General features: G+C 63.4%; 17 protein-coding genes and 1 pseudogene. 5 read left to right on the top strand and 13 right to left on the bottom strand.

The annotated features are described in order from the left end of the window. Positions 1-96: 96 nt before the first annotated feature. The 12 genes and pseudogenes from HDG33_RS38225 to HDG33_RS10720 form a co-directional block, all read right to left on the bottom strand. Positions 97-534 (bottom strand): annotated as a pseudogene (locus HDG33_RS38225) (sterol desaturase family protein); the annotation flags it as partial. An 899-nt stretch (positions 535-1,433) separates the two neighbouring features. After that, positions 1,434-2,378: a M23 family metallopeptidase gene (locus tag HDG33_RS10770; RefSeq protein ID WP_184025494.1), complete on the bottom strand. Its 945-nt coding sequence runs from the start codon at positions 2,376-2,378 to the stop codon at positions 1,434-1,436. Positions 2,379-2,731: 353 nt separating this feature from the next. Beyond that, on the bottom strand, positions 2,732-2,959 hold the full coding sequence (locus HDG33_RS10765; protein ID WP_018423381.1) for a hypothetical protein: 228 nt from the start codon (positions 2,957-2,959) through the stop codon (positions 2,732-2,734). A gap of 97 nt (positions 2,960-3,056) precedes the next feature. Further along, the gene (locus tag HDG33_RS10760) at positions 3,057-3,200 is read right to left on the bottom strand and encodes a hypothetical protein (protein ID WP_184025491.1); all 144 of its coding nucleotides are present in this window, start codon (positions 3,198-3,200) and stop codon (positions 3,057-3,059) included. 50 nt (positions 3,201-3,250) lie between these two features. Continuing rightward, positions 3,251-3,541, bottom strand: coding sequence for a hypothetical protein (locus HDG33_RS10755; protein ID WP_184025487.1), 291 nt, complete (start codon positions 3,539-3,541; stop codon positions 3,251-3,253). 247 nt (positions 3,542-3,788) lie between these two features. Beyond that, the gene (locus HDG33_RS10750; protein WP_184025484.1) at positions 3,789-4,121 is read right to left on the bottom strand and encodes a DUF2322 family protein; all 333 of its coding nucleotides are present in this window, start codon (positions 4,119-4,121) and stop codon (positions 3,789-3,791) included. 45 nt (positions 4,122-4,166) lie between these two features. Further along, entirely contained in the window at positions 4,167-4,559 is a 393-nt protein-coding gene (locus HDG33_RS10745) for a hypothetical protein (protein WP_184025481.1), read from the bottom strand. A gap of 178 nt (positions 4,560-4,737) precedes the next feature. Then, on the bottom strand, positions 4,738-5,589 hold the full coding sequence (locus tag HDG33_RS10740; RefSeq protein WP_018423397.1) for a carbohydrate ABC transporter permease: 852 nt from the start codon (positions 5,587-5,589) through the stop codon (positions 4,738-4,740). A gap of 10 nt (positions 5,590-5,599) precedes the next feature. Further along, complete coding sequence (locus tag HDG33_RS10735) at positions 5,600-6,574, bottom strand: carbohydrate ABC transporter permease (protein ID WP_184025478.1); 975 nt, start codon at positions 6,572-6,574, stop codon at positions 5,600-5,602. Between the two features lie 57 nt (positions 6,575-6,631). Next, a complete protein-coding gene (locus tag HDG33_RS10730; RefSeq protein WP_184025475.1) occupies positions 6,632-7,885 on the bottom strand; it encodes an ABC transporter substrate-binding protein in 1,254 nt (417 codons plus the stop codon). An 85-nt stretch (positions 7,886-7,970) separates the two neighbouring features. Then, positions 7,971-9,950, bottom strand: a complete 1,980-nt coding sequence (locus HDG33_RS10725; protein ID WP_184025459.1) for a beta-galactosidase — start codon at positions 9,948-9,950, stop codon at positions 7,971-7,973. Positions 9,951-9,970: 20 nt separating this feature from the next. After that, on the bottom strand, positions 9,971-11,137 hold the full coding sequence (locus HDG33_RS10720) for an ABC transporter ATP-binding protein (RefSeq protein ID WP_184025456.1): 1,167 nt from the start codon (positions 11,135-11,137) through the stop codon (positions 9,971-9,973). 193 nt (positions 11,138-11,330) lie between these two features. Between HDG33_RS10720 and HDG33_RS10715 the strand changes: the two genes are divergently transcribed. The 5 genes from HDG33_RS10715 (at position 11,331) to HDG33_RS10695 (ending at position 17,205) form a co-directional block, all read left to right on the top strand. Further along, on the top strand, positions 11,331-12,374 hold the full coding sequence (locus HDG33_RS10715; RefSeq protein ID WP_184025453.1) for a LacI family DNA-binding transcriptional regulator: 1,044 nt from the start codon (positions 11,331-11,333) through the stop codon (positions 12,372-12,374). A 628-nt stretch (positions 12,375-13,002) separates the two neighbouring features. Next, entirely contained in the window at positions 13,003-14,007 is a 1,005-nt protein-coding gene (locus tag HDG33_RS10710; protein WP_184025450.1) for a sugar ABC transporter substrate-binding protein, read from the top strand. 97 nt (positions 14,008-14,104) lie between these two features. After that, positions 14,105-15,094 (top strand): ABC transporter permease, encoded by a 990-nt coding sequence (locus HDG33_RS10705; protein WP_018423405.1) that lies wholly within the window; start codon positions 14,105-14,107, stop codon positions 15,092-15,094. Between the two features lie 20 nt (positions 15,095-15,114). After that, a complete protein-coding gene (locus HDG33_RS10700; RefSeq protein ID WP_184025447.1) occupies positions 15,115-15,918 on the top strand; it encodes an ATP-binding cassette domain-containing protein in 804 nt (267 codons plus the stop codon). A gap of 42 nt (positions 15,919-15,960) precedes the next feature. After that, positions 15,961-17,205 (top strand): ROK family transcriptional regulator, encoded by a 1,245-nt coding sequence (locus tag HDG33_RS10695; protein ID WP_184025444.1) that lies wholly within the window; start codon positions 15,961-15,963, stop codon positions 17,203-17,205. A gap of 5 nt (positions 17,206-17,210) precedes the next feature. On the opposite strand, the gene HDG33_RS10690 is transcribed toward HDG33_RS10695, so the two are convergent. Further along, positions 17,211-20,324, bottom strand: a complete 3,114-nt coding sequence (locus HDG33_RS10690; protein ID WP_184025440.1) for a transglycosylase domain-containing protein — start codon at positions 20,322-20,324, stop codon at positions 17,211-17,213. Between the last annotated feature and the right edge of the window lie 223 nt (positions 20,325-20,547).

Raw genomic sequence — 20,547 nt, 5'->3', positions numbered from 1 at the left:
GCTGAACGCGCCGAGCAGCGAGCTCGGCTGCGTACCATCGTCGAGACCGGTGGCGGGCCACTCGTGTTTTGCGGGCACCCAACGCGTGCCGAACACGTGATCCCACATCGGCAATAGCTGCGTGAAGTTGTGATTGAGATGCTCGGTGCGAATCGAGTGATGCAGCCGGTGATACTGCGGATTGTTGACCCACGTGACGTAGCGGCCAAGGTCCATGCGCAGATTCAGATGCGCGAAATAGTTGCCGAACATGAACACGATCGAGGTCGCACCGACGATCCACGGCTCGACCTTGAACAGTACGCCGACGAGCGGATAAAGCAGGCAGCCCTTGAGCAGCACTTCTATCCAATGATGCCGCAATGTGATCGTCACGTTGAAATCCACCGCGCTATGGTGCAGCGAATGCAGCTTCCACAGGATGGGCCATGTGTGCTGCAAGCGATGAAACGCGTATTCGAGGAAATCGATCGTCAGCAGCACGATCACGAACGAAGCGAGCGCGCCCCACCCGCGCGACACCAGCACCACCATCCCGCCGCCGAGTGCATTGACGATCGCGACGCTCGCGGCCGCCGTCAGCGGCTTCGTGGCTTCCGCCAACGCCAGATACAGACCCGCATACGCCATGTTCAGACGCTGCCCCGCGCGCGATTGCAGCAATGCGGCTGGCCAGCGACGCTCGAGCAACGCACCGACGCCCATCATGACCAGCACGAGCGCGTAGGCTTGCAGCCACAGGCTCGCGTGGTGCAGCAATGCGGGAAACGGGCTCGACGCTAACATGGAATTCCCTGATGCGGCGGTCGTTAGCATGATCTTCGCAGCCCGCCGGCCCGCGCGCAAGCGCCCTTTAGCGGGGGCCCGCCGCGAATTCGGCTTCACCGCCAAGCACGGAAAAAAATGGCGGGGTCATCGCTTCACGCCGTCACGATCGCGAGCGGACGTTAGATGCAGCCGTATCGTCCGCTCGCGTCGTCGTTGTTTGTCGACATCCGTTTGGTATTGGCCCCGCCCCACCTCGCAAGTTGCGCCACGCTCCCCGAGCGCGAATCGCGAAGATTTTTGCTGCCGTCGGCATTTGTTCACTACGTGAAATCCCGGCTGCAACATGTGTAGTTATTGTGCATTCGTCATTGCAATGGCTATGCCATGCTGGAATGATGCCTTGCTACGTATGGAGAAATGCCTGCCGGGGCACTTCGAAGCGGGCCTGATCGCACGCAATGCATCGGAAATGAGACGCCGCGGGGATGCCCCGACGCCTTCGTGCTGGCTCGTACACGTCGTTCGACGCGCGCGGGAATACCCGAACGCGCATTGACGGACCAAGGTTTGCGACCCGTACCAGTCAACATGCCGACACGTCATGCGACGAAAGCGCGCCTGAATCATGCGGACCGGGGTGTCGCAAAGTTGAGACGGCAAGCGGCTTACAGCAGCGCAGTCAATTGCGCGACACGCGACTCGAACTGCCGTAATTCATCGCCGGCAAGCGACCTCTTCTGCGGCAGGCCGACCTTGAGCGGATCCTGCGGCACACCGTTCACGTGGACCTCGAAATGCAGATGCGGTCCGGTTGCCCAACCGGTCTTGCCGACATAGCCGATTACCTGATCGCGCATTACGCGGCTGCCGGAGCGCAGTCCTTTCGCGAAGTGCGACAGATGCGCGAACATCGTAGAAAACGGTGCGGGGTTCTGAATGACGACCACGTTGCCATAACCGGTCTGACGGCCGATAAAGCGGATTACGCCGCGCGCGGTGGCACGCACGGGCGTGCCAACCGGCGCGGCAAGGTCGACACCGTCATGACTTTGCCAACGATGCAGCACCGGATCGAAGCGGCGCAACGAGAAAGCCGACGACACGCGTGTGAAGTCGAGCGGATAGCGCTCGAACGCAGGCCCTGGGCTGACGCCGTCTTTCGAGTAGTAGAGCGGTTGGCCGTGAAGATTTTTCTGAAGGAACATGTCATGCGCGGTCGAGCCTCGCACGATGCGCACCGCGAGCGGTTCGCGCGATGCGTCTTTGCTGTTGTCGCTACCGGTGTCGAATACGGCGCTCACGCGGTCGCCAGGTTGCAGATCGCGCGACAGATCGAGCTCGTCGCGAAACGCGCGCGACAGAATGGCTGTGGTGCCCGCATCGACGCCGATGCTCCGCGCGGCCGCCGCGAATGTACGCTCGACCGGCGCTTCCCTCACGGTGTACGCGGGAGTTTGCGCAGCGGGCACGACCGGTGCGGGTGCCGACGCCGGTATCGGCACACGGGCAACGGCCTGCGTCGAGTCCTTGCTCAGAAGCGAGACGTCGGGGTCGCCGTTGCGCGCGGCGCGTTCATGAGTGACGAGATAGGCGGCGCACGCCGAGCTCATTGCGCATACGACAATGATTTTGCTGGCGCGCCCCGACAGAAGACGAGCTACAGATAGAGGCATGGTCAGGAACGACTGTCGACCATCGCATGCGCGAAAGGCACGCACGGCGAGGTGGTTTCGTTGAATCAGCGTCTCCAGGCACTGCGTAAGACGCTGCATGAGGCTCGGGGCAGCCTATGGTTGCTTTCTTAAGTCAGCCTTAAGCTGCCCCCAAATGAGCCTGCGATGCGGCGAGGGCGCGCGCTCGAACTTTGGCCGCTGAGGCACGACGGGCATGACGGCGCAATCGCGCTGCGCCGACGAGACAACAAGCCGGAATATTCGACTCGGCCGCGCGGACGTCGGCCGGGTTACGACAACGAAGCAAGCATGTTCGACAGCCGTCGGACATGGGCCTTGAACGCGTCGCTCGTTTCGCGGTTCGTGGTGGGATTCAGATGCGAGCTTTCGGCGAGTTGCGCCTGCTCGTGAAAGTCGTTGGCGATCCTGCGCCTGATATCGTCGGGCAGCGACCGCACGATGGAGACCAGCAAAGCCTCTTCGGCATGCAGCATGCCGAGAATCGAATGTGTGTCCATACGGGAACCTCCGTGGGGAACATCGTCGGTGCCGGCCGGCAGTGGCGCCGGCGCTCCTCATGTTACCCCGTTGGTTCCGCGTCGTTGGTCGTGCGCGTTACTCTGCGATCGAATAGCGCGACGGACGAGCACGCGGCCGCTCCGCCTCACGCTCGACGCGCGGACTCGCGCCGCGGATGAACAGGACCGCGCAAAACGCGACCATGGCCCAGATGCAAAGAATGACGGTCAAAGCGCTCATGTCAGTTTCCGGAACTGCGGGTTAATACGGTGATGCTGCCGCGTAGGCTGTCAATGCAGCGTGGACCGCTCGGGCGCACCGAACAGCAGTTCATCGATCAGGGCGGTCGTGAACGTCAGCTGCGTTTCGAGCGATTGGCGCGCGGCTTGCGCGCCCGCTTCGTCGCTTCGGGCGACGGCTGCGTGTGCCTGCGTGGCGAGACGCACGATGGCTTCGGAACCGCGTTGCAGTTCGCGCATCGCGGGGTCGTCCGGACCCGGCGTCGACTGATCCCGTTCCGAGGTGGTGAGTTCCGGCAGGTCGGCGTCGAACCGGCGGGGTTTGTTGTGACGGGAAGACATCCGGGGCTCCTGACGGAAAAGCGCGATATACGCGGCGGGACGAATCCAGTGTGCGCCGCCCCCCGCGTTTCAATTCACCGAACAGAAGCCGAATCTGAAGCCAATCCGGGGGGCTTCGGGAAAAACGAGGGTTTTTACCGAGCAATTAGCGCAGGTGGGCCGCCAATCCCGTCGCCGGGGCGTTGGAATTCGCGGCAGCGGCAGGAAAACGTCTACCTTGCCGGCGCGGAAAAGACTTTGAGCGGCCTCAAGCTGCCGGAACAACATCGATGCGCAATGCCTCGCCGCCAGCGGCAATCGCCAGCAGGTGATCGACGTTCGGATGCGCGCCCGGACGGTTGCGCGCGTCGGCCGTATGCTCGGCAAACAGCGCGAGGCCGTGTTCGGCCGCCTTCGCGTCGAGCGTGCCGAACGCGCCGCGCAGGTAGTTGTACACCGCGAGCGAGCCCTGCTTGCCAGGTTTGTTCTCGATGCTAGCGAGCACGGTACCGCTGCCGTTGACCAGATCGATGCGTGCGATGCCGTCGATCGCCGGCATTCTGGCGAGATTTTCCTTGAAAACGTTGCTCGGTTCGATCATTGAAACCACTCCTTCCGTTCTAAAAAATGCATGGCGGGCCGTATCTTATCCGATGGGCGGCGAGCGGGCGAATTGGTGGCCACGACGGATCGGCACGCGCATCTGATACCTGGTATTCCTGGTAATTTTTCGCATCGCCCCTGGCCTCGACAGATCAAAGAAAAGCGAAGGAAGTCGGCATGGAGGCGAAAGCAATGCGTCGGCTCCACGACGAGTGAATACTTCGACATGCAGTCTTACCTCGACCAACCCGTTCGCGTTGACTGGCGGCGCCAGCCGCACGCTGACGTGGACGCTGAAGTACGCCGATCCGGCCTGATAGCGGCAGGCGCCTTCCTTCCTGTTTTCAGGCAGGAAGGCCTCGTTCGATGGTTGATACGGGTAGCAACCATACCGGTAGCAGAAGTTGGACTTCGCGAGCGAAGTCGGCGAAGGCAAGCGGCCTCTCGATAGTGCGCGCGCGGCGTTGAATGCCGTTCTGCAGCGGGTCAACCCGGCGTCAGCTGAAAAGCGTTGATCGAGAAGTCAGCGTGCGAGCAGCTGTTCGCCACGCCGAAAAAAAGCCCGCTTCCGCGGGCAACCCTTCTCTACGCAGCAGCGCCACGCGTGAACAGCATCACCCCTTCGTCGCGCCAAACGTCAGACCCGCGACGAAATGCTTCTGCATCGCAAAGAACATCATGACCGATGGCAGCGCCGCCAGAATCGATCCCGCCGAAACGAGATTCCACGCGGTCGTCCACTGCCCTTTCAGCGCGGCCACGCCGACCGTGATCGGCGCGGCGTCATCGCCTTGCGTCAGACACAAGGCCCAGAAATAGTCGTTCCACACGAACGTGAACACGAGGATCGCCAACGCCGCGAGCGCCGGACGAATCAGCGGCAGCACGATCCTGAAGAACACGGTCCACTCGTTCGCCCCTTCGATGCGCGCCGCCTCGACCAGCTCGAATGGCAGCTGCTTGATGAAGTTGCGCAGAAACAGCGCGCAAAAGCCGGTCTGGAACGACACATGAAACAGAATCAGCGCGCTCACGGTATTGAACAGACCGAGTTGCAACGACAGATCCCGCACCGGAATCATCAACACCTGGATCGGCACGAAGTTGCCCGCGACGAACGTCGCGAACAACGTCGAATTGCCGCGAAAGCGATAGATCGCCAAGGCAAAGCCCGCCATCGCCGCGAGTGCGATCGAACCCACTACGGAAGGAACCGTAATCAGCACGCTATTCCAGAAGTAATGCAGCATCGGCGACGTCGTCAATGCCTCGCGATAGTTATCGAACATCGCGAAGTGCTTCGGCCATCCCCAGTAGTTGCCCTCGCTCAGTTCTTCGGTCGAACGCACGGACGTGACCAACACCGCGATCATCGGCAACAGCCAGATCACGAGTGCAATCGGCAACGTCAGTTTGTATGCGCGGCGCGTGGCCGGCTTCCATTTGTCGATCGGAATCGGAAACATCAGCGGCTCCTCATTGCTCGGCGCGCAGCATCCGCCGCAGGTGGTAGACGATGTACACGAGCATGATGCCGAACAGCACCACCGCGATCGCCGCCGAATAGCCGATGCGGTAGTACTTGATCGCCTGGTCGTACATGAAATAGGCGAGCACCGTCGAGCTTTCGAACGGACCGCCGCCCGTCATCACCGAAATCAGATCGAAGCTGCGCAGCGCGCCGATGATTGTCACGACGATCGCCATGAACGTCGTAGGCCGCAACTGCGGCAGGATGACATGCCAGAGCATCGACCAGCCCTGCGCGCCTTCCATTCGCGCAGCTTCGATCTGCTCGGCGTTCAACGTGGTCAAGCCGGTCAGATAAAGAATCATGCAGTACGCGGTCTGCGGCCACAGCGCCGCGAACACGATGCCGAGCGTCGCATAGCGCGGATCGCCGAGCACCGGCACGCCGTGGCCGAGCATCATCGCGAGCAGGCCGAAGGTCGGATCGTAGAACCATGAAAAGATCAGTCCGACCACGACGCCCGACAACACGAATGGCGCGAAAAACAGCGACTTGACGATACGGATGCCCGCCACCGCCTGATTCAGATACAGCGCGACGGCGAGGCCCATCGGCGGTGCGAGCAAAAACAGCACGAGCCAGATCAGGTTGTTCTTGAGCGCCGTATAGAACGTGGGCGTATGGACCAGCTCGATGTAGTTCGCGAGGCCGACGAAGGTCGGCTCGGTCATCCCATCCCAGTTGAAGAAGCTCAGGCGGATCGTCGAGAGGATCGGCCACACCACGTACACGGCCACCATGAAGCAGGCCGGCGCGAGAAACAGGAACGCGGCGCGCCGCTGCCGCCGCGCGGTCGGCGTGGGGCCGCGCCGGCGCGACGCGACCGACGCGCCGCCCAGCGCACCGCTCGACGCCGGCAAGCCCGGGCCACCGGGTTCAACAGGACCGTCGACGCTATGACGGCTGACGGAATGCGACACGATCAATCTCCCGATCCAATCCGATGCATCGGACAGCGGCCTTGCGGCCGCCGCCGCTCACTTCTTGTAGATACGCTGACGCGTCTGCTCGAGCTGCGCGAGGATGTCGTCCAGTTTCGACGGATCGGAGACGAACTGCTGCATCCCCTTCATCCCTTCGTCGGCCATTTCCTTCGTCATGTCGCGATCGTAGAACTGCGCAATGCCGCCCTTCGTGTTCGACAGGATCTGGAAGCCGATCTTCGAAATCGGATCTTCAGGCTCCGGCGATTTGCTGTTCGCCGACAACGAGCCGAGTCCCTTCGCGAGTTGCGCACCGATCTGAGGCGTCTCGACGAACGCAAGGAACGTGTGCGCATCGGACTTGTTCTTCGCTTTCGACGGAATATGCAGCGATTCGACCGGCCCGTCCTCGGCGGTCGGCACCTTGGAGTCGATGATCGGGAACTGGAAGTACCCCATCTGCGGCTTCACGTTGTCCGGGAAACCCGCCGCAATGAACGTCCCCATCAGCATCATGGCAGCCTTGCCCTGGAACAGGAACGGCTGCACCGCGTCGAGATCGTAAGACAGTGAATTGTTGATGAAATAGCCGTCGTCGATCAGTTGCTTCCACGTCGTATAGACCTTCTTCACGCGCGGATCGGTGTACGGAATTTCGCCGGCCATCAGCTTCTGGTGAAACGCATTGCCGTTCAGGCGCAGATCGAGATAATCGAACCAGCCGGCCAGCGTCCAGGCATCGCGGCCCGCCACCGCGATCGGCGCAATGCCGGCGGCCTTCAGCTTTTTCGCGGCGTCGAGAAACTCGTCCCACGTTTTCGGCTCGCCCTTGATGCCGGCCTTCTCGAACAGGTCCTTGCGATAGAACATCCCCCACGAGTAGTACACGGTCGGCGCGGCATACTGCTTGCCCTTGTACGACGATGCTTCCTTCGTCGACGCATACATGTCGTTCCAGCCGTTCTTCTGCCAGTCGCCGGTCAGATCCTCGAACAGGCCACGCTGCGCGTAATACGCCATACGCTCGCCGTCGTGCCAGTTGACGATATCGGGCGCGACAGTCGAAAGCCAACCCGGCAACTGAACCTTGTAGGCTTCCTCATCGATGAACGATACCTTCACGTCGATCCCGGGATGCGCCTTCTTGAACTCGTCGACCACCTGCTGCCAAACCGCGCGCTGGCTCGCGCCCTTGTACGCGATGTTCATCGCGAGCGTGGCCGCCTGCGCGGTGCTGACGACCGAGGTCCCCGCGGCAACCGCGGCCAGCGCGAGCGCCAACAGAATCTTGCGTGGTTTCAGTTTCATCCTGACTGTCTCCTTCATTCCATGGTTTTTACGTCGTTGTCGCTTCTATATCGAATGACTGCGTGGAATTGCCAAGGCCGGACTTCTATTGCGAGCGGTAGACGGCTACCCCTTGCGGCGCCACCTCCCGGGAGCCGATCACGAATGCGCCGTCGGAAATGTCGTCGAGCGTGTGGGTTCGATCGCCATAGTTGAACACATACGTCATTCCGCCGCGACGGCTGATGCGCACGCTGTCGCCGAGTGCCTGCGTTTCGAGGCCCGCTTCCTGCGCGATGCGCGCGAACAGGCGCACGGTCAAGGCGTCGTCGAACAGGCTCGCAAAGTAGTGATACGCGCCGCTTCGCACGTACGCCGGATGATCGTCCGCGAAACGCGCGCGCACGTCGAATGAAGATGATGCATCGCTGTCGATGAAATCGCGCCAGTGTCGCGCGAAGCCCTCGGCGGCACCGCCCTGCTGTTCGAGCACCACCGGCTCGGTCACGTTCGGCCGCATCGATTCGACGCGCCACACGCGCAGCGGCAGCACCGACGTCAATGCGCCCGGCGGCAGATTCGCCGGAATCCGCAGCTCGCGCATCTTCGATCCGGTGCGTGGACCGAGCACGACCTGCGCGCCCGAGCGCGCGAGACGTTCGGCGAAATCGTCGGGCACGACCGGCAGCGGCGGCACGACGACGAGGCTATAACCATCGAACGATGCATCGGCCGGCACGACATCGACGTCGAGTCCGAGCGCGCGCAAAGCCGAGTAGTACTCGAACGCGAACCGCGGATAGTGAAAGTCCGCGCCCTGCGGATGAATCTCGAACAACCACTTCGCTTCATAGTCGTAGACGAGCGCGACTTTCGAGCGAATCGACGCATTGGCATCGGCGTTCGCGGCGAGCACCGCGTGAATTTCGGACGCCACCCGCAATGCTTCATTGCCGCCGACGTCGAGCCGGTTGTCGGGCGTATTGAGGCCCGCGTGCATCTGCTCCTGCGCGAACGGCGCCTGACGCCAGCGGAAATACGACACGCAGCCCGCGCCGTGGGCGAACGCTTCCCAGCTCCACAGCCGCACCATGCCCGGCAGCGGCGCCGGATTCCACTGCGCCCAGTTCACCGGTCCCGGCTGCTGCTCCATCACCCAGAACGGCAGCTTCGACATGCCGCGATACACGTCGTGATTGAACGACGCGAAGTCCGGATGACCAGTGCGCAACCAGCGCGCCTTGATGTCCGGCGCGAACCACTGCTCTTCGAGCGCGCCGAGCGGATAGCTGTCCCACGTTGCGACGTCGAGATCGGCCGCGACCTTGTAGTGATCGAACTCGGTGAAGAGCTGCATGAAGTTGTGCGCGACCGGCCGCTCCGGCGAATGCGCGCGAATGATCTCGACCTGCATGCGGTTGTAGCGCGCCACTTCGTCGGATGCGAAGCGCCGGTAGTCGAGACGATGCGAAGGATGCGCCTCGGTCACGGTGCCGACCGGCGCGTCGATTTCTTCGAAGCCGCGGTACTCCATGCTCCAGAACACTGTGCCCCACGCCTCGTTCAACGCCTGGATCGTGCGATAACGCGCCTTCAGCCACTCGCGAAAGCGCGCGACCGCGGCCGCCGAATAACTGACCACCGTGTGATGACAGCCAAACTCGTTATCGGTCTGCCAGAAAGCGACCGCCGGATGCTTGCCGTAACGCTCCGCCACCGCCGTGCAAATACGACGCGAAGCCTCGAAATACGCGGGCGACGAGAAGTCGTAATGACGCCGCGAACCGAACCCGCGCGGCCGTCCATCGGCGCCGACCGGCAGGATCTCCGGATGACGATCGATCAGCCACTTCGGCGGCGTCGCGGTCGGCGTACACATGACGACCTTCAGGCCAGCCGCGCCGAGCACGTCGACGGCGCGATCGAGCCAGCCCCAGTCGTATTCGCCGGGAGTCGGCTCGATCCGGCTCCAGGCGAATTCCGCAATCCGCACCTGCTCGATGCCGAGCGCTTTCATCCGGCGCGCGTCGTCGTCCCACATCGACTCGGGCCAGTGCTCCGGGTAATAACAGACTCCAAGACGCATCCCTATGTCCCCAGTGTTTTTCAAGCGTAGTGTTCGACGGATTCGAGCGACGCGGCCGCGAAACCGTCCTCGGTAAACAGATGACAGGCCGTGCGCGACACCCGCAGGCTCGCGCGATCGCCTGGAGCGAGGCGCGTGTTGCCGGGCGCCTTGGCGATCAGAACGGCGCCGCCGGGTTGATCGAGGTGCACGTAGCTGTGTTCGCCAAGCTGCTCGACGAGCGATACGGTGCGCGCGAGCACGCCGTCTTGCGACGCGGCCGCATTCGTCGTGGCCAATGCATCGACGAACTGGAGATGCTCGGGACGCACGCCGAACGTGACCGGCTGCGCTGGCTGCAATCCGGCGCTGCTTACCGGCACACGCACGTTCTCGCCGGTGTGATCGAGCGTGACGAGCACGCCCTGCGCATCGAGTGACGCCACCTTGCCCGGCAGGAAATTCATTCGCGGCGAGCCGATAAAGCCGGCCACGAAGCGGCTTTTCGGGCGGTGATACAGCTCGAGCGGCGCGCCGATTTGCGCGATGCTGCCGTAACGCTCGGTGTCCTTGCCCGAATGCAGCAGCACGATCTTGTCGGCGAGCGTCATCGCTTCGATCTGATCGTGCGTCACGTAGACCACGCTCGCCTTCGCAAACTGCTTATGCAGACGCGCGATTTCGACGCGCGTTTGTCCGCGCAAGGTTGCATCGAGATTGGACAGCGGTTCGTCGAACAGAAACACGCCGGGCTCGCGAACGATCGCGCGGCCGATCGCGACGCGCTGCCGCTGCCCGCCCGACAGCGCCTTCGGCTTGCGCTCGAGCAGTGCCTCGAGTTGCAGGATGCGCGCGGCTTCATGCACCTTCCGCTCGATTTCATCCTTCGGGGTCTTCGCGAGTTTCAGGCCGAACGCCATGTTCTCGAACACGCTCATGTGCGGAAACAGCGCATAGCTCTGGAACACCATCGCTACGCCACGCTGCGCGGCCGGCACGTCGTTGACGATCTTCCCGCCGATCGACAGGTCGCCGTCGGTCACATCCTCGAGCCCGGCGATCATGCGCAACAGCGTTGACTTGCCGCAACCCGACGGGCCGAGAAACACGCAGAACTCGTTTTCGCCGATGTCCAGATCGACGTTGCGAATCACCGGCGCACCGTCGCCATACGCCTTCTGCACGCCTCGTAACGAAATGCTCGCCATTGCATCGACTCCGTGATTTAATCGGCGCGAAGTCGGAGATTAAGCGCTTAATCAGCATGACCGAAAAATCGATCGCAAGGCGATCGTTGGTCTGTCTCCGATATCGTTTTGTACGTTGGTTTGATGACAGATGTTGCCGCGCCTCGCGCCGCGATGCAAATGTCGGACAGCCATCCCAAATACTGACCATATCATGCCCACACTCAGTGAAGTCGCGCGTCATGCCGGCGTCACGTCAGCGACGGTGTCCAACGTGCTGCGCAATCGCGGCCGCGTTGGCGAAACGACCCGGCAACGCGTGCTCGAGGCAGTCGCGGCGCTCGGCTATCGCCCGCATCTCGCCGCACGCGCGCTCGCCGAGGGCCGCGCGCCGACGCTCGCGCTGATGGTGTCGAGCATCGCGAATCCGTTCTATCCGGAGTTCGCGCTCGCGGTCGAACGCGCTGCGCGTACGAGCGGCCACTTCGTGATCATCTGCAATACCAACGACGATCCGCTAAGCGGCCGCGCGTACCTCGACCAGATCGCCGGCACCTTGTCCGAAGGCGTGCTCGTGACCAACGCGAACCTCGATTTCGCCGATCTGCACAAGACCGAAGCGCGCGGCACGCCGGTCGTGCTGTGCATGTGGGAGCGGCCCACCGAGCCGCCCGGGCTGCCGTGCGTCGCGGTCGATTTCCGGCTGGCCGGCCAACTGGCCGGCGAGCATCTGCTCGAGCTCGGGCATCGGCGCTTTGGTGCGATCGTCGGCAGCAAGGCGTCGGGCATTCACGCGGCGCGCTTCGAAGGTTTCGTCGACGCGTTGCGCGCGGCCGGTGTGACGAGAAATCGCGTGCGACACGCGGCCGACACGATCCACGGCGGCTACCTGGCGGCCCGCGCGCTGCTCGAAGCCGATCCGCAACTCAGCGCGATCTTCGCGACCAATGATTTGCCTGCGCTCGGGGCGATGCACGCGGCCGCGGATCTCGGCCGGCACGTGCCGGACGATCTGTCCGTGATCGGCATCACCGACATCCAGCTCGCGCGCGAGTCGCGCCCCGCACTGACGACGGTGGCGGTGCCGACGGTCGAGGTCGCCGGACTTGCAGTGGAACTGCTGCGCGAGCTGATCGAGACTTCGTACGGACAGCCGGGACGCGTCGAGCGGGACATGCCGGCGCCCGTGCCGATGCGGATTTCGTCCGAGCCGAATCTGGTCGTGCGCGCATCGACGGCCGCACCGCGCTCGCGTTGATGTGACGGTTACAGCCGCGCCGCAAGGTTGCAGTAACGCGCAATTGCGCGGGCACGCCGATGCGTGGCGCGAACGACACCTGTGCAAACGTCCGGGCGCGCGCCTGGACCGTTTCGCATGCGAGCGCCGCCAACGCCACGGTGACCAGAAAGTCGTCGCTGCCACCAGTGCGAAGGCATGGGTCTCTCCGAAAGGTTCGCATTCTGCCGACGCGAGCAAGCGCTGTTCCGCCGCAACCTCTCGCAAACATTCTGCGCCCACTGAAAAAGCGCGTTACGCACCGCGAATTGCGTTGAAAAACCACCGCTGACATTTCAACCCGCTTTCAGACGAGCCAGGACTTTCCCCAAGCCGAGAAGCGCCGCTTCGCACTGCAGCACGGCGCCAAAGCGTTACGACACAAGGCTTTCAGCCTGCACGCGTTTCGCTGCGCGGCGATTTTCCGCGTTCACATTTCCTTGACGAGCAGTCGCGCGCCTGCTGTACTAAATCAACCAAAGTGATTTAGGCGATTTCCTTAGGACCACATTACGTCGAAGCGTCATCGTCAAACGTCAAGCCCGCAGCTTCGCGGTTTCGATCTATCTGCAGTCCCATACGTCGTTGCCAATAACCGGAGGAGCGTCTCATGAATCTGAATTCCCACAGGCGTCCTGTCGCCAGGACAATCGCGTCGATGTGCGCCGCGGCAGCGGCGCTGTGGTGCGCAAGCGCGAGTCAGGCCGCCGACCAGCCCGTCATCGGCCTGATCACGAAGACCGATACGAACCCGTTCTTCGTCAAGATGCGCCAAGGCGCGGACGCGGCCGCGTCGAAAGACGGCGCGAAACTGATCACGGCCGCCGGCAAGTTCGACGGCGACAACGCGAGTCAGGTCACCGCGATCGAAAACATGATGACGGCCGGCGCGAAAGCAATCCTGATCACGCCGAGCGACACCAAGGCGATCGTGCCGAGCATCAAGAAGGCACGCGCGGCCGGTGTGATGGTCATCGCCCTCGATACGCCGACCGATCCGCAGGACGCAACCGACGCCCTGTTCGCCACCGACAACTTCAAGGCCGGCGTGCTGATCGGCAAATATGCGAAGGCCGCGCTGAACGGCAAGCCCGCGAAGATCGCCACGCTCGATCTCGCGCCGGGCGTGTCGGTCGGCGTGCTGCGTCACAACGGCTTCCTCGAAGGCTTCGGCGTCAAGGAAGGCGATCCGTCGATCGTCTGCAGCCAGGACACGCGCGGCGATCAGGCGAAAGGTCAGACGGCGATGGAAAACTGCCTGCAGAAAGCGCCCGACATCAACGTGGTCTACACGATCAACGAACCGGCCGCGGCCGGCGCGTATCGCGCGCTGAAGGCGGCGGGCAAGGACAAGGGCGTGATGATCGTGTCGATCGACGGCGGTTGCGAAGGCGTGCGCAACGTGAAGGACGGCGCGATCGCGGCGACCTCGCAGCAGTATCCGCTGAAGATGGCCGCGCTCGGCGTCACCGCCGGCGTCGACTACGCGAAAACCGGCAAGAAGGTCTCCGGTTATCACGACACCGGCGTCACGCTGATCACCGACAAGCCGATGTCCGGCATCGACAGCAAGGATACGAAGTTCGGCCTCGACAACTGCTGGGGCAACAAGTAACGCGCATTGCATAGCGGCCCGTTGCTCGTCGTTCCGGGCCGCCAATTGATTTGCCGCGTGACCTTCACGTCACGCTCATGTACCGAGGACTGCCATCATGTCGACCCCTTCCGCGCCCGCCGGCCGCCCGCGCCCGTCTTTCACCGAGCACCTGCCGTCGCTGTCCGAAATCGGACCGCTGATCGCGCTGGTGCTGGCCTGCGCATTCTTTATCTCGCAAAGCAGCCGCTTTCTATCGTTCCAGAACCTGTCGCTGATCCTGCAGCAGACGATGGTCGTCGCGGTCATCGCGATCGGCCAGACACTGATCGTGCTGACCGGTGGCATCGATCTGTCCTGCGGCATGGTAATGGCCTTCGGCTCGATCATCATGACGAAGTTCGCGGTCGTGCTCGGCGTGCCGCCGATCCTCGCGATTCTGTGCGGCATCGGCGCCAGCACCTTGTTCGGCTTACTGAACGGTCTGTTGATCACGCGCATCAAGTTGCCGGCGTTCATCGTCACGCTGGGTACGCTGAACATCGCGTTTGCGCTCACGCAGATCTACTCGAACGCGGAAAGCGTGTCGAACCTGCCCGACGCGATCATGTTCCTCGGCAGCACGTTCAGGCTCGGACCGGCGGAAGTCACGTACGGCACCGTGCTGACGCTGCTGATGTATCTGGCCACGTGGTTCGTGCTGCGCGACACGGTGCCCGGCCGGCATCTGTACGCGCTCGGCAACAACGCCGAGGCCGCGCGACTGATGGGCCTGTCGTCGCAGCGGATTCTGCTGACCGTCTACACGCTTGCCGGCGCGATCTACGGCATCGCCGCGCTGCTGTCGGTAGCGCGCACCGGTGTCGGCGATCCGCAGGCCGGGCAAACCGAGAACCTCGACAGCATCACCGCGGTCGTGCTCGGCGGCACGAGTCTGTTCGGTGGACGCGGCTCGATCGTCGGCACCTTGCTTGGAGCGCTGATTGTCGGCGTATTCCGTAACGGCCTGACGCTGATCGGTGTTTCCTCGGTGTACCAGGTATTGATCACCGGCATCCTCGTGATTCTCGCGGTCGCCGCCGATAAACTCTCGCACCGCGGCCGTTGATCCCGCACAGGAGCCTTGTCATGTCGACCTCCACCTCCTCTTCCACGTCCGCTGCGATGCCGGTTCTGCAGGCACGCGGGCTCGTCAAACGTTATGGCAACGTGACCGCGCTCGACGGTTGCGATTTCGAAGTGCTGCCCGGCGAGATCCTCGCGGTGATCGGCGACAACGGCGCGGGCAAATCGTCGCTGATCAAGGCGCTCTCGGGCGCCACGGTGCCCGACGAAGGCGAGATTCTGCTCGACGGCAAACCGGTCAAGTTCCGCAGTCCGCTCGATGCGCGCGCACAAGGCATCGAGACCGTGTACCAGGAACTCGCCGTCGCGCCGGCGATGAGCATCGCCGAAAACCTGTTTCTCGCCCGCGAATTGCTGAAGCCCGGCTGGCGCGGCTCGCTGTTCAAGATGATCGACAAGCGCCGCATGCTCGACGAAGCGACCGCGGCCATGAAGGATCTGCAAATCGGCATCCGCTCGATGCGCCAGGCGGTCGAAACGCTGTCCGGCGGCCAGCGCCAGGGCGTCGCCGTTGCACGCAGCGCGGCATTCGCGCGCCACGTGGTGATTCTGGACGAGCCCACCGCCGCGCTCGGCGTGAAGGAAGGCAACATGGTGCTCGAACTGATCCGGCGCGTGCGCGAGCGTGGCCTGCCGGTGATTCTGATCAGCCACAACATGCCGCACGTGTTCGAGATCGCGGACCGCATCCATATCCAGCGGCTCGGCCGGCGCGCGGCGCTCGTCAATACGAAGGACGTGCACATGTCGGAAGCGGTCGCGATCATGACCGGGGCGAAGGAAGCCGACGTGAAGGCGATCGCATGACGCGCCGCCCAATCCGCTGAGCCACGAGGCCGGTACACGACAATGGACACCCCCAGCACCAGCAGGCGTTCGCCGGTCAAACGCACGGTCGGTTCGAATCAGGTCGGCATGCGGCAATTCAACGAGCGCATCGTGCTGCAAACGATCCGCTTGCATGGACCACTGCCGAAGGCCGAGGTCGGCCGCCTCACGCGTCTTTCGATGCAGACGGTGTCGATGATCGTCGACCGGTTGATCGCCGACGGCCTGCTCGAAAAGCACGCGCGCGTGCGCGGCAAGATCGGCCAGCCGTCGGTGCCGATCGCGTTGTGCGCGGACGGCGCGTACACGATCGGTATCAAGGTCGGACGCCGCAGTCTCGACGTGCTCGCGATGGACTTCGCCGGGCGCATCGTATGCCGCGACGTATTCGAGTATGCGTATCCCGATCCGCGCGCGCTGTTCCCCGCGCTCGAGAACAAACTCGCGCGCGTGAACCAGACGCTCGGCGCGAAGGCGGGCAAGGTGGTCGGCGTCGGTGTCGCGGCGCCGTTGTGGCTCGGCGGCTGGCGCGACTTTCTCGGCGCGCCGCCCGACGCGCTCGACGCCTGGAACGACATCGATCTGCGCGCGCGCATCGCGACGATAACCGGCCTGCCCGTCGAGTTCGCCAAAGACACCACGGCCGCGTGCGCGGCCGAACTCGTGATGGGCCAGGGCCGCGGCATCCACAACTTCCTGTATCTGTTCGTTGGCACGTTCATCGGCGGGGGTCTCGTGATCGACGGACGTCTGCATGGCGGTCCGCACGACAACGCGGGCGCGGTCGGTTCGATCCCGCTGCGCGAGGGCGGCGCACGCAAACCCGCGCGGCAGTTGCTGCACGCGGCATCGGGCTTCGTGCTCGAACGGCTGTTCAGCGATGCGGGCGCGCCGGCGGCCGCGGCGCATGATCATCGCGCGTTATCGCCCGAGTTGTGGCGGCATACCGAGCGATGGCTCGACAGCGCGTGCCCGGCGATCGCGAACGCGCTAACCAATGCGGCCGCGTTGCTCGATCTCGAAGCCGTCGTGATCGACGGCGAGTTCGACCGGCTACTGCTGCGCGAGATCATTCGCCGCACCGAGCGCGTGCTCGATCGTTTCGAATGGGAAGGGATGGTGCGGCCGCAATTGCTCGAAGGCGCGATCGGCGCCGATGCCCGCGCGATGGGCGGTGCGATTCTGCCGCTATATGCGCATTTCGCGCCGGTGCATGAGCTGTTCCTGAAGCCGGCGGCGTCGGAGGCAGGTTATGACGAGCGGTGAGCGATTCACTGCGCAGCAACGTTCGTCGCCGCAGGCGTCGATCCCGCCGGCGCCGCCGTCACGGTTTTCTGAACCGGCTTGTCGAGCAACGGCTGCAACGCCGGTGCCATCGACTTGAGCAACTGCACCGCCAGCGCACTCGTGAAGTCGTAACGCGCGGCATACGGCTCGTGCACCCACGCGGTCAACGTGCCGTAGAAGCGGTCGCCGAGCGCGAACACGAAGGTCGCGCTGCGATTCACCTTGCGCGATTCGATCAACCGCGCGCCCTTCGCGTACACGTTCAAGCGCTGATCGCCGGTGCCGGTCTTGCCATAGACTTCGAGCGTTTCGCCGTTCGGGAACGTCATGCCTTGCGCGAGACGCCTCGCGGTGCCACCCGTCACGACGTCGCGCAACAGCATCCGCACCTCCCCGGCAATCTCCGGCGACACCTGCTGCTGCGGCTCGACCACCGCGCGCCTGAAATGCGTTTCGTACGGTGTATCTTTCGCGAAGTCGATTTGCGTCAGCGTTTCGGTCGGCACCTTGTTGCCGCCGTTCGTGATCACGCCGATCAGTTGCGCGAGCGCCGCCGGACGATCGCCCGACGCGCCGATCGCCGCCGCATACGACGGCGTCAGCGTCGCGAACGGATAGCCGAGCGCCTGCCACGATTTGCCGATCGCGTCGTAGGCGCGCAGCTCGACCATGCGCTTGATGCGGTGATCCTGGGTCACGTGATAGCGCGTCTTGAAGAGCCACGAGTAAGTCGACAGGCGCACGTCCTGGCTCGCGGCTTCGATCTGCGCAAGCGTCGCATCCGGATGCGAGCGCAGGTAGTTCAGCGTCCATAGTTCGAGCGGATGCACACTCGAAATATAGCCGCGGTCGTTCAGGTTGAAGCGGTTGATGCCGTACTTGTCGTACAGATTCGCGAGATCTTCGTCGTCGAGCATCGAAGCCGCCGGCGTGTTCTTCAGCGCCGCGTACATCATCCTGTTGAACCACGCGTTCGATTGATCCGGCGCGACGCTGCGCAACGCGGTCGCCACTTTCGGGGGCGACTTGCGCACCCCGAGCAGTAGTAGCGTGATCTGCTGATCAGGCGTCTTGCCGTGGTACTTCGTGTAAAAACGCTTCATGTACACGCGGCTTTCCTGATCGGCGAAACGTGTCAGGTACATCTTGCGGGTCGCCGGATCGCCGAGCCATTGCGACGACGGCCCGGTGGTCTGCACCATTTCATAGTGCACGATATCGCGCATCAGCCGCACGAACACGAGGTTCACCGAATGCTGGAACGCGCGATGCACGGTCAGGATGCGGCTGTTGTCGTCGGACTCGAAGTTCGTGAAGGTCTGCGCGCCGCCGCCCGTAAAGAACGTTTCGCCCGGGCTCGCCGAGTATTTACGCTCGACGGCGGCGTCGAGCATAGGCTGCAGCGAATGGTCGCGCGTGTGCAGCAGATAGTCGATCGCCCAGCGCGTCAGCCGATCGTTCGGATCGGGCGTGATCGCCTTCAGTTGGGCATTGCTCAGCGATGCGTACCGTGTGTGCAAATCGGTGACGATCTGCAGATACGTGATGACGGTGCGCAGTTTCGCGGTCGAGCCGAGGTTCAGGCGCGCGCCGGAATTGATGTCGAACGGCTGGTTCACGCTATCGGTCTGCACGCGCACGAGGTTCGCGTCGCCTCGCCGCTCGAACAGCGTGAAGCTGTAGGCGATATGCGACGGATCGTCGGACCCGCGCAACATTTCGTAGCCGACGAGACCCGCGGCCTTCGCGCCGTCTTTCGTCGCGGCGGCGGCGAGGCGCTCGGCAACGGCTTGTTGCACGTCATTGTTCAGCGTGCCTGTCGCCTGCACGTCGAGGCGGTCCAGTTCATAGAAACTGCGCACGCCGAGCGCGGCGAGCAGATGCGAGCGCATCGACGTGACGGCCTTGCGCGACACGAACGAACCGAGATCCGGTGTGCTGCGCGGCGTGCGATGCAGTTCGACGTGCGCCGCCAGCGCCGCGTCGCGCAACTGCCCGGTGATCACGCCGCCACTCGCGAGCAGCCGCAGATAGCTGTCGGTCAGCCGTTCGAGTTCGGGATAGCCGCGCTGCAGAAAAAACGACGGCGCGCGCTGCGCGATCATCAGCGACAGCACTTCGCGAAACGCCAGACCCTGGTCGGGCAGATTTGCATCGGTCGACGGCGCCGTCAGCAGCCGGTTGGTCTCGCGGAAATCGCGCCCATACCAGGCGGCGAGCCCATCGCCGATACCGTTGATTTCGCCGACGCCGGGCTGCGCGGCAAGCGGCACCGAGTTCAGATAATGGACCACGATCTGTTCGCGCGCCGGCAGCGTTTGCGGTCCGTTCAGATAAGCGCGCACCGACGCCGACGCGATTTGCCGCAGCTTTTCCGGCGGCGTCGCGGTGCGGCCGCCCGCCGAGTGACGGAATTTCTCGATCTGCGTCGCGAGCGTGCTGCCGCCGGGCGTCTGCTGATGACGATTGAACACGCGCGCGCCCTGATCGACGAGCGCGCGGCTGAAGCGCCCCCAGTCGATCGCCGGATTGCGGTTCGGCTGATCCGGATCGAGCAGATAGCGGTCTTCGATGAACAGCAGCGAGTTCACCACGAGCGGCGGAATCGCGCCGAAGCTGTCGTACACCCGACCGGGAAACTGAGCGCTGTATAGCGGCACGCCGGTGCCGTCGAACAATTGCAGGCCGGCCGTGTCTTTTTCGTCGTAAGGCAGGAACAGGCCGTCATCGGCTAGCGAAAGCATGCGTTCTGAATCGCGCGCCTGCGAGCTGATTTCGAAGCCATGTTGCAACAGACGCTGCTGGATAGCCGGCAACAGCGCGTAGCCGAGGCGCGCGTCGTACGGGCCCTTGTCGGCTTGCGGAAAGCGGATGGAATGACTGGGACCGTCGGTGACCGAAAAAGCGACGTCGCGGGTCAGCTCGGAAAGGTACCGCGCCTGCAGTCGTGAGGTCTCGATCTCGATCTGCACGAGCCGCGCAATCAGCGCCACCACGAGCAGCAAAAACGCGCCAAGCCCCCATTTGAGCCAACGCCAACTCCGCACGGGCACGGTGCTGGTCACGCGAAGCGGAAACCGAAGCGGTGGCCGATTCATGGCTGCTCTCCCCGAGCGATGGCCAGGGCGTCGAGCCTGGCTCAGTTCATTCAAACCAGTGTAGCTCGGAACGAGAAACCCTCATCGGTTCGGATTGATGCGACAGTGTCGCGGCTACAACACCTGCTGGCGTCGGATGACAAAACGCGAACCGGCATGAGATATTGAAGCTCTTTTCACACGAATAACAAACCGCCTTTTCGGGCGGTTTTGCCGTTTCTGG

Source organism: Paraburkholderia sp. Cpub6 (genome assembly GCF_014201065.1).
In the GTDB taxonomy this organism is placed as follows: domain Bacteria; phylum Pseudomonadota; class Gammaproteobacteria; order Burkholderiales; family Burkholderiaceae; genus Paraburkholderia; species Paraburkholderia tuberum.
The sequence above is the reverse complement of the archived record's forward strand: the minus strand, read 5'-3'. Positions and strand labels throughout refer to the sequence as shown.

What these genes read in the sequence shown, in the direction of transcription:
- HDG33_RS10770 (WP_184025494.1), bottom strand. Translation starts at nt 2,378, where the DNA reads ATGAGCTCGGCGTGCGCCGCCTATCTCGTCACTCATGAACGCGCCGCG.
- HDG33_RS10705 (WP_018423405.1), top strand. Translation starts at nt 14,105, where the DNA reads ATGTCGACCCCTTCCGCGCCCGCCGGCCGCCCGCGCCCGTCTTTCACC.
- HDG33_RS10715 (WP_184025453.1), top strand. Translation starts at nt 11,331, where the DNA reads ATGCCCACACTCAGTGAAGTCGCGCGTCATGCCGGCGTCACGTCAGCG.
- HDG33_RS10760 (WP_184025491.1), bottom strand. Translation starts at nt 3,200, where the DNA reads ATGAGCGCTTTGACCGTCATTCTTTGCATCTGGGCCATGGTCGCGTTT.
- HDG33_RS10740 (WP_018423397.1), bottom strand. Translation starts at nt 5,589, where the DNA reads ATGTTTCCGATTCCGATCGACAAATGGAAGCCGGCCACGCGCCGCGCA.
- HDG33_RS10695 (WP_184025444.1), top strand. Translation starts at nt 15,961, where the DNA reads ATGGACACCCCCAGCACCAGCAGGCGTTCGCCGGTCAAACGCACGGTC.
- HDG33_RS10750 (WP_184025484.1), bottom strand. Translation starts at nt 4,121, where the DNA reads ATGATCGAACCGAGCAACGTTTTCAAGGAAAATCTCGCCAGAATGCCG.
- HDG33_RS10725 (WP_184025459.1), bottom strand. Translation starts at nt 9,950, where the DNA reads ATGCGTCTTGGAGTCTGTTATTACCCGGAGCACTGGCCCGAGTCGATG.
- HDG33_RS10710 (WP_184025450.1), top strand. Translation starts at nt 13,003, where the DNA reads ATGAATCTGAATTCCCACAGGCGTCCTGTCGCCAGGACAATCGCGTCG.
- HDG33_RS10700 (WP_184025447.1), top strand. Translation starts at nt 15,115, where the DNA reads ATGTCGACCTCCACCTCCTCTTCCACGTCCGCTGCGATGCCGGTTCTG.
- HDG33_RS10755 (WP_184025487.1), bottom strand. Translation starts at nt 3,541, where the DNA reads ATGTCTTCCCGTCACAACAAACCCCGCCGGTTCGACGCCGACCTGCCG.
- HDG33_RS10690 (WP_184025440.1), bottom strand. Translation starts at nt 20,324, where the DNA reads ATGAATCGGCCACCGCTTCGGTTTCCGCTTCGCGTGACCAGCACCGTG.
- HDG33_RS10765 (WP_018423381.1), bottom strand. Translation starts at nt 2,959, where the DNA reads ATGGACACACATTCGATTCTCGGCATGCTGCATGCCGAAGAGGCTTTG.
- HDG33_RS10720 (WP_184025456.1), bottom strand. Translation starts at nt 11,137, where the DNA reads ATGGCGAGCATTTCGTTACGAGGCGTGCAGAAGGCGTATGGCGACGGT.
- HDG33_RS10730 (WP_184025475.1), bottom strand. Translation starts at nt 7,885, where the DNA reads ATGAAACTGAAACCACGCAAGATTCTGTTGGCGCTCGCGCTGGCCGCG.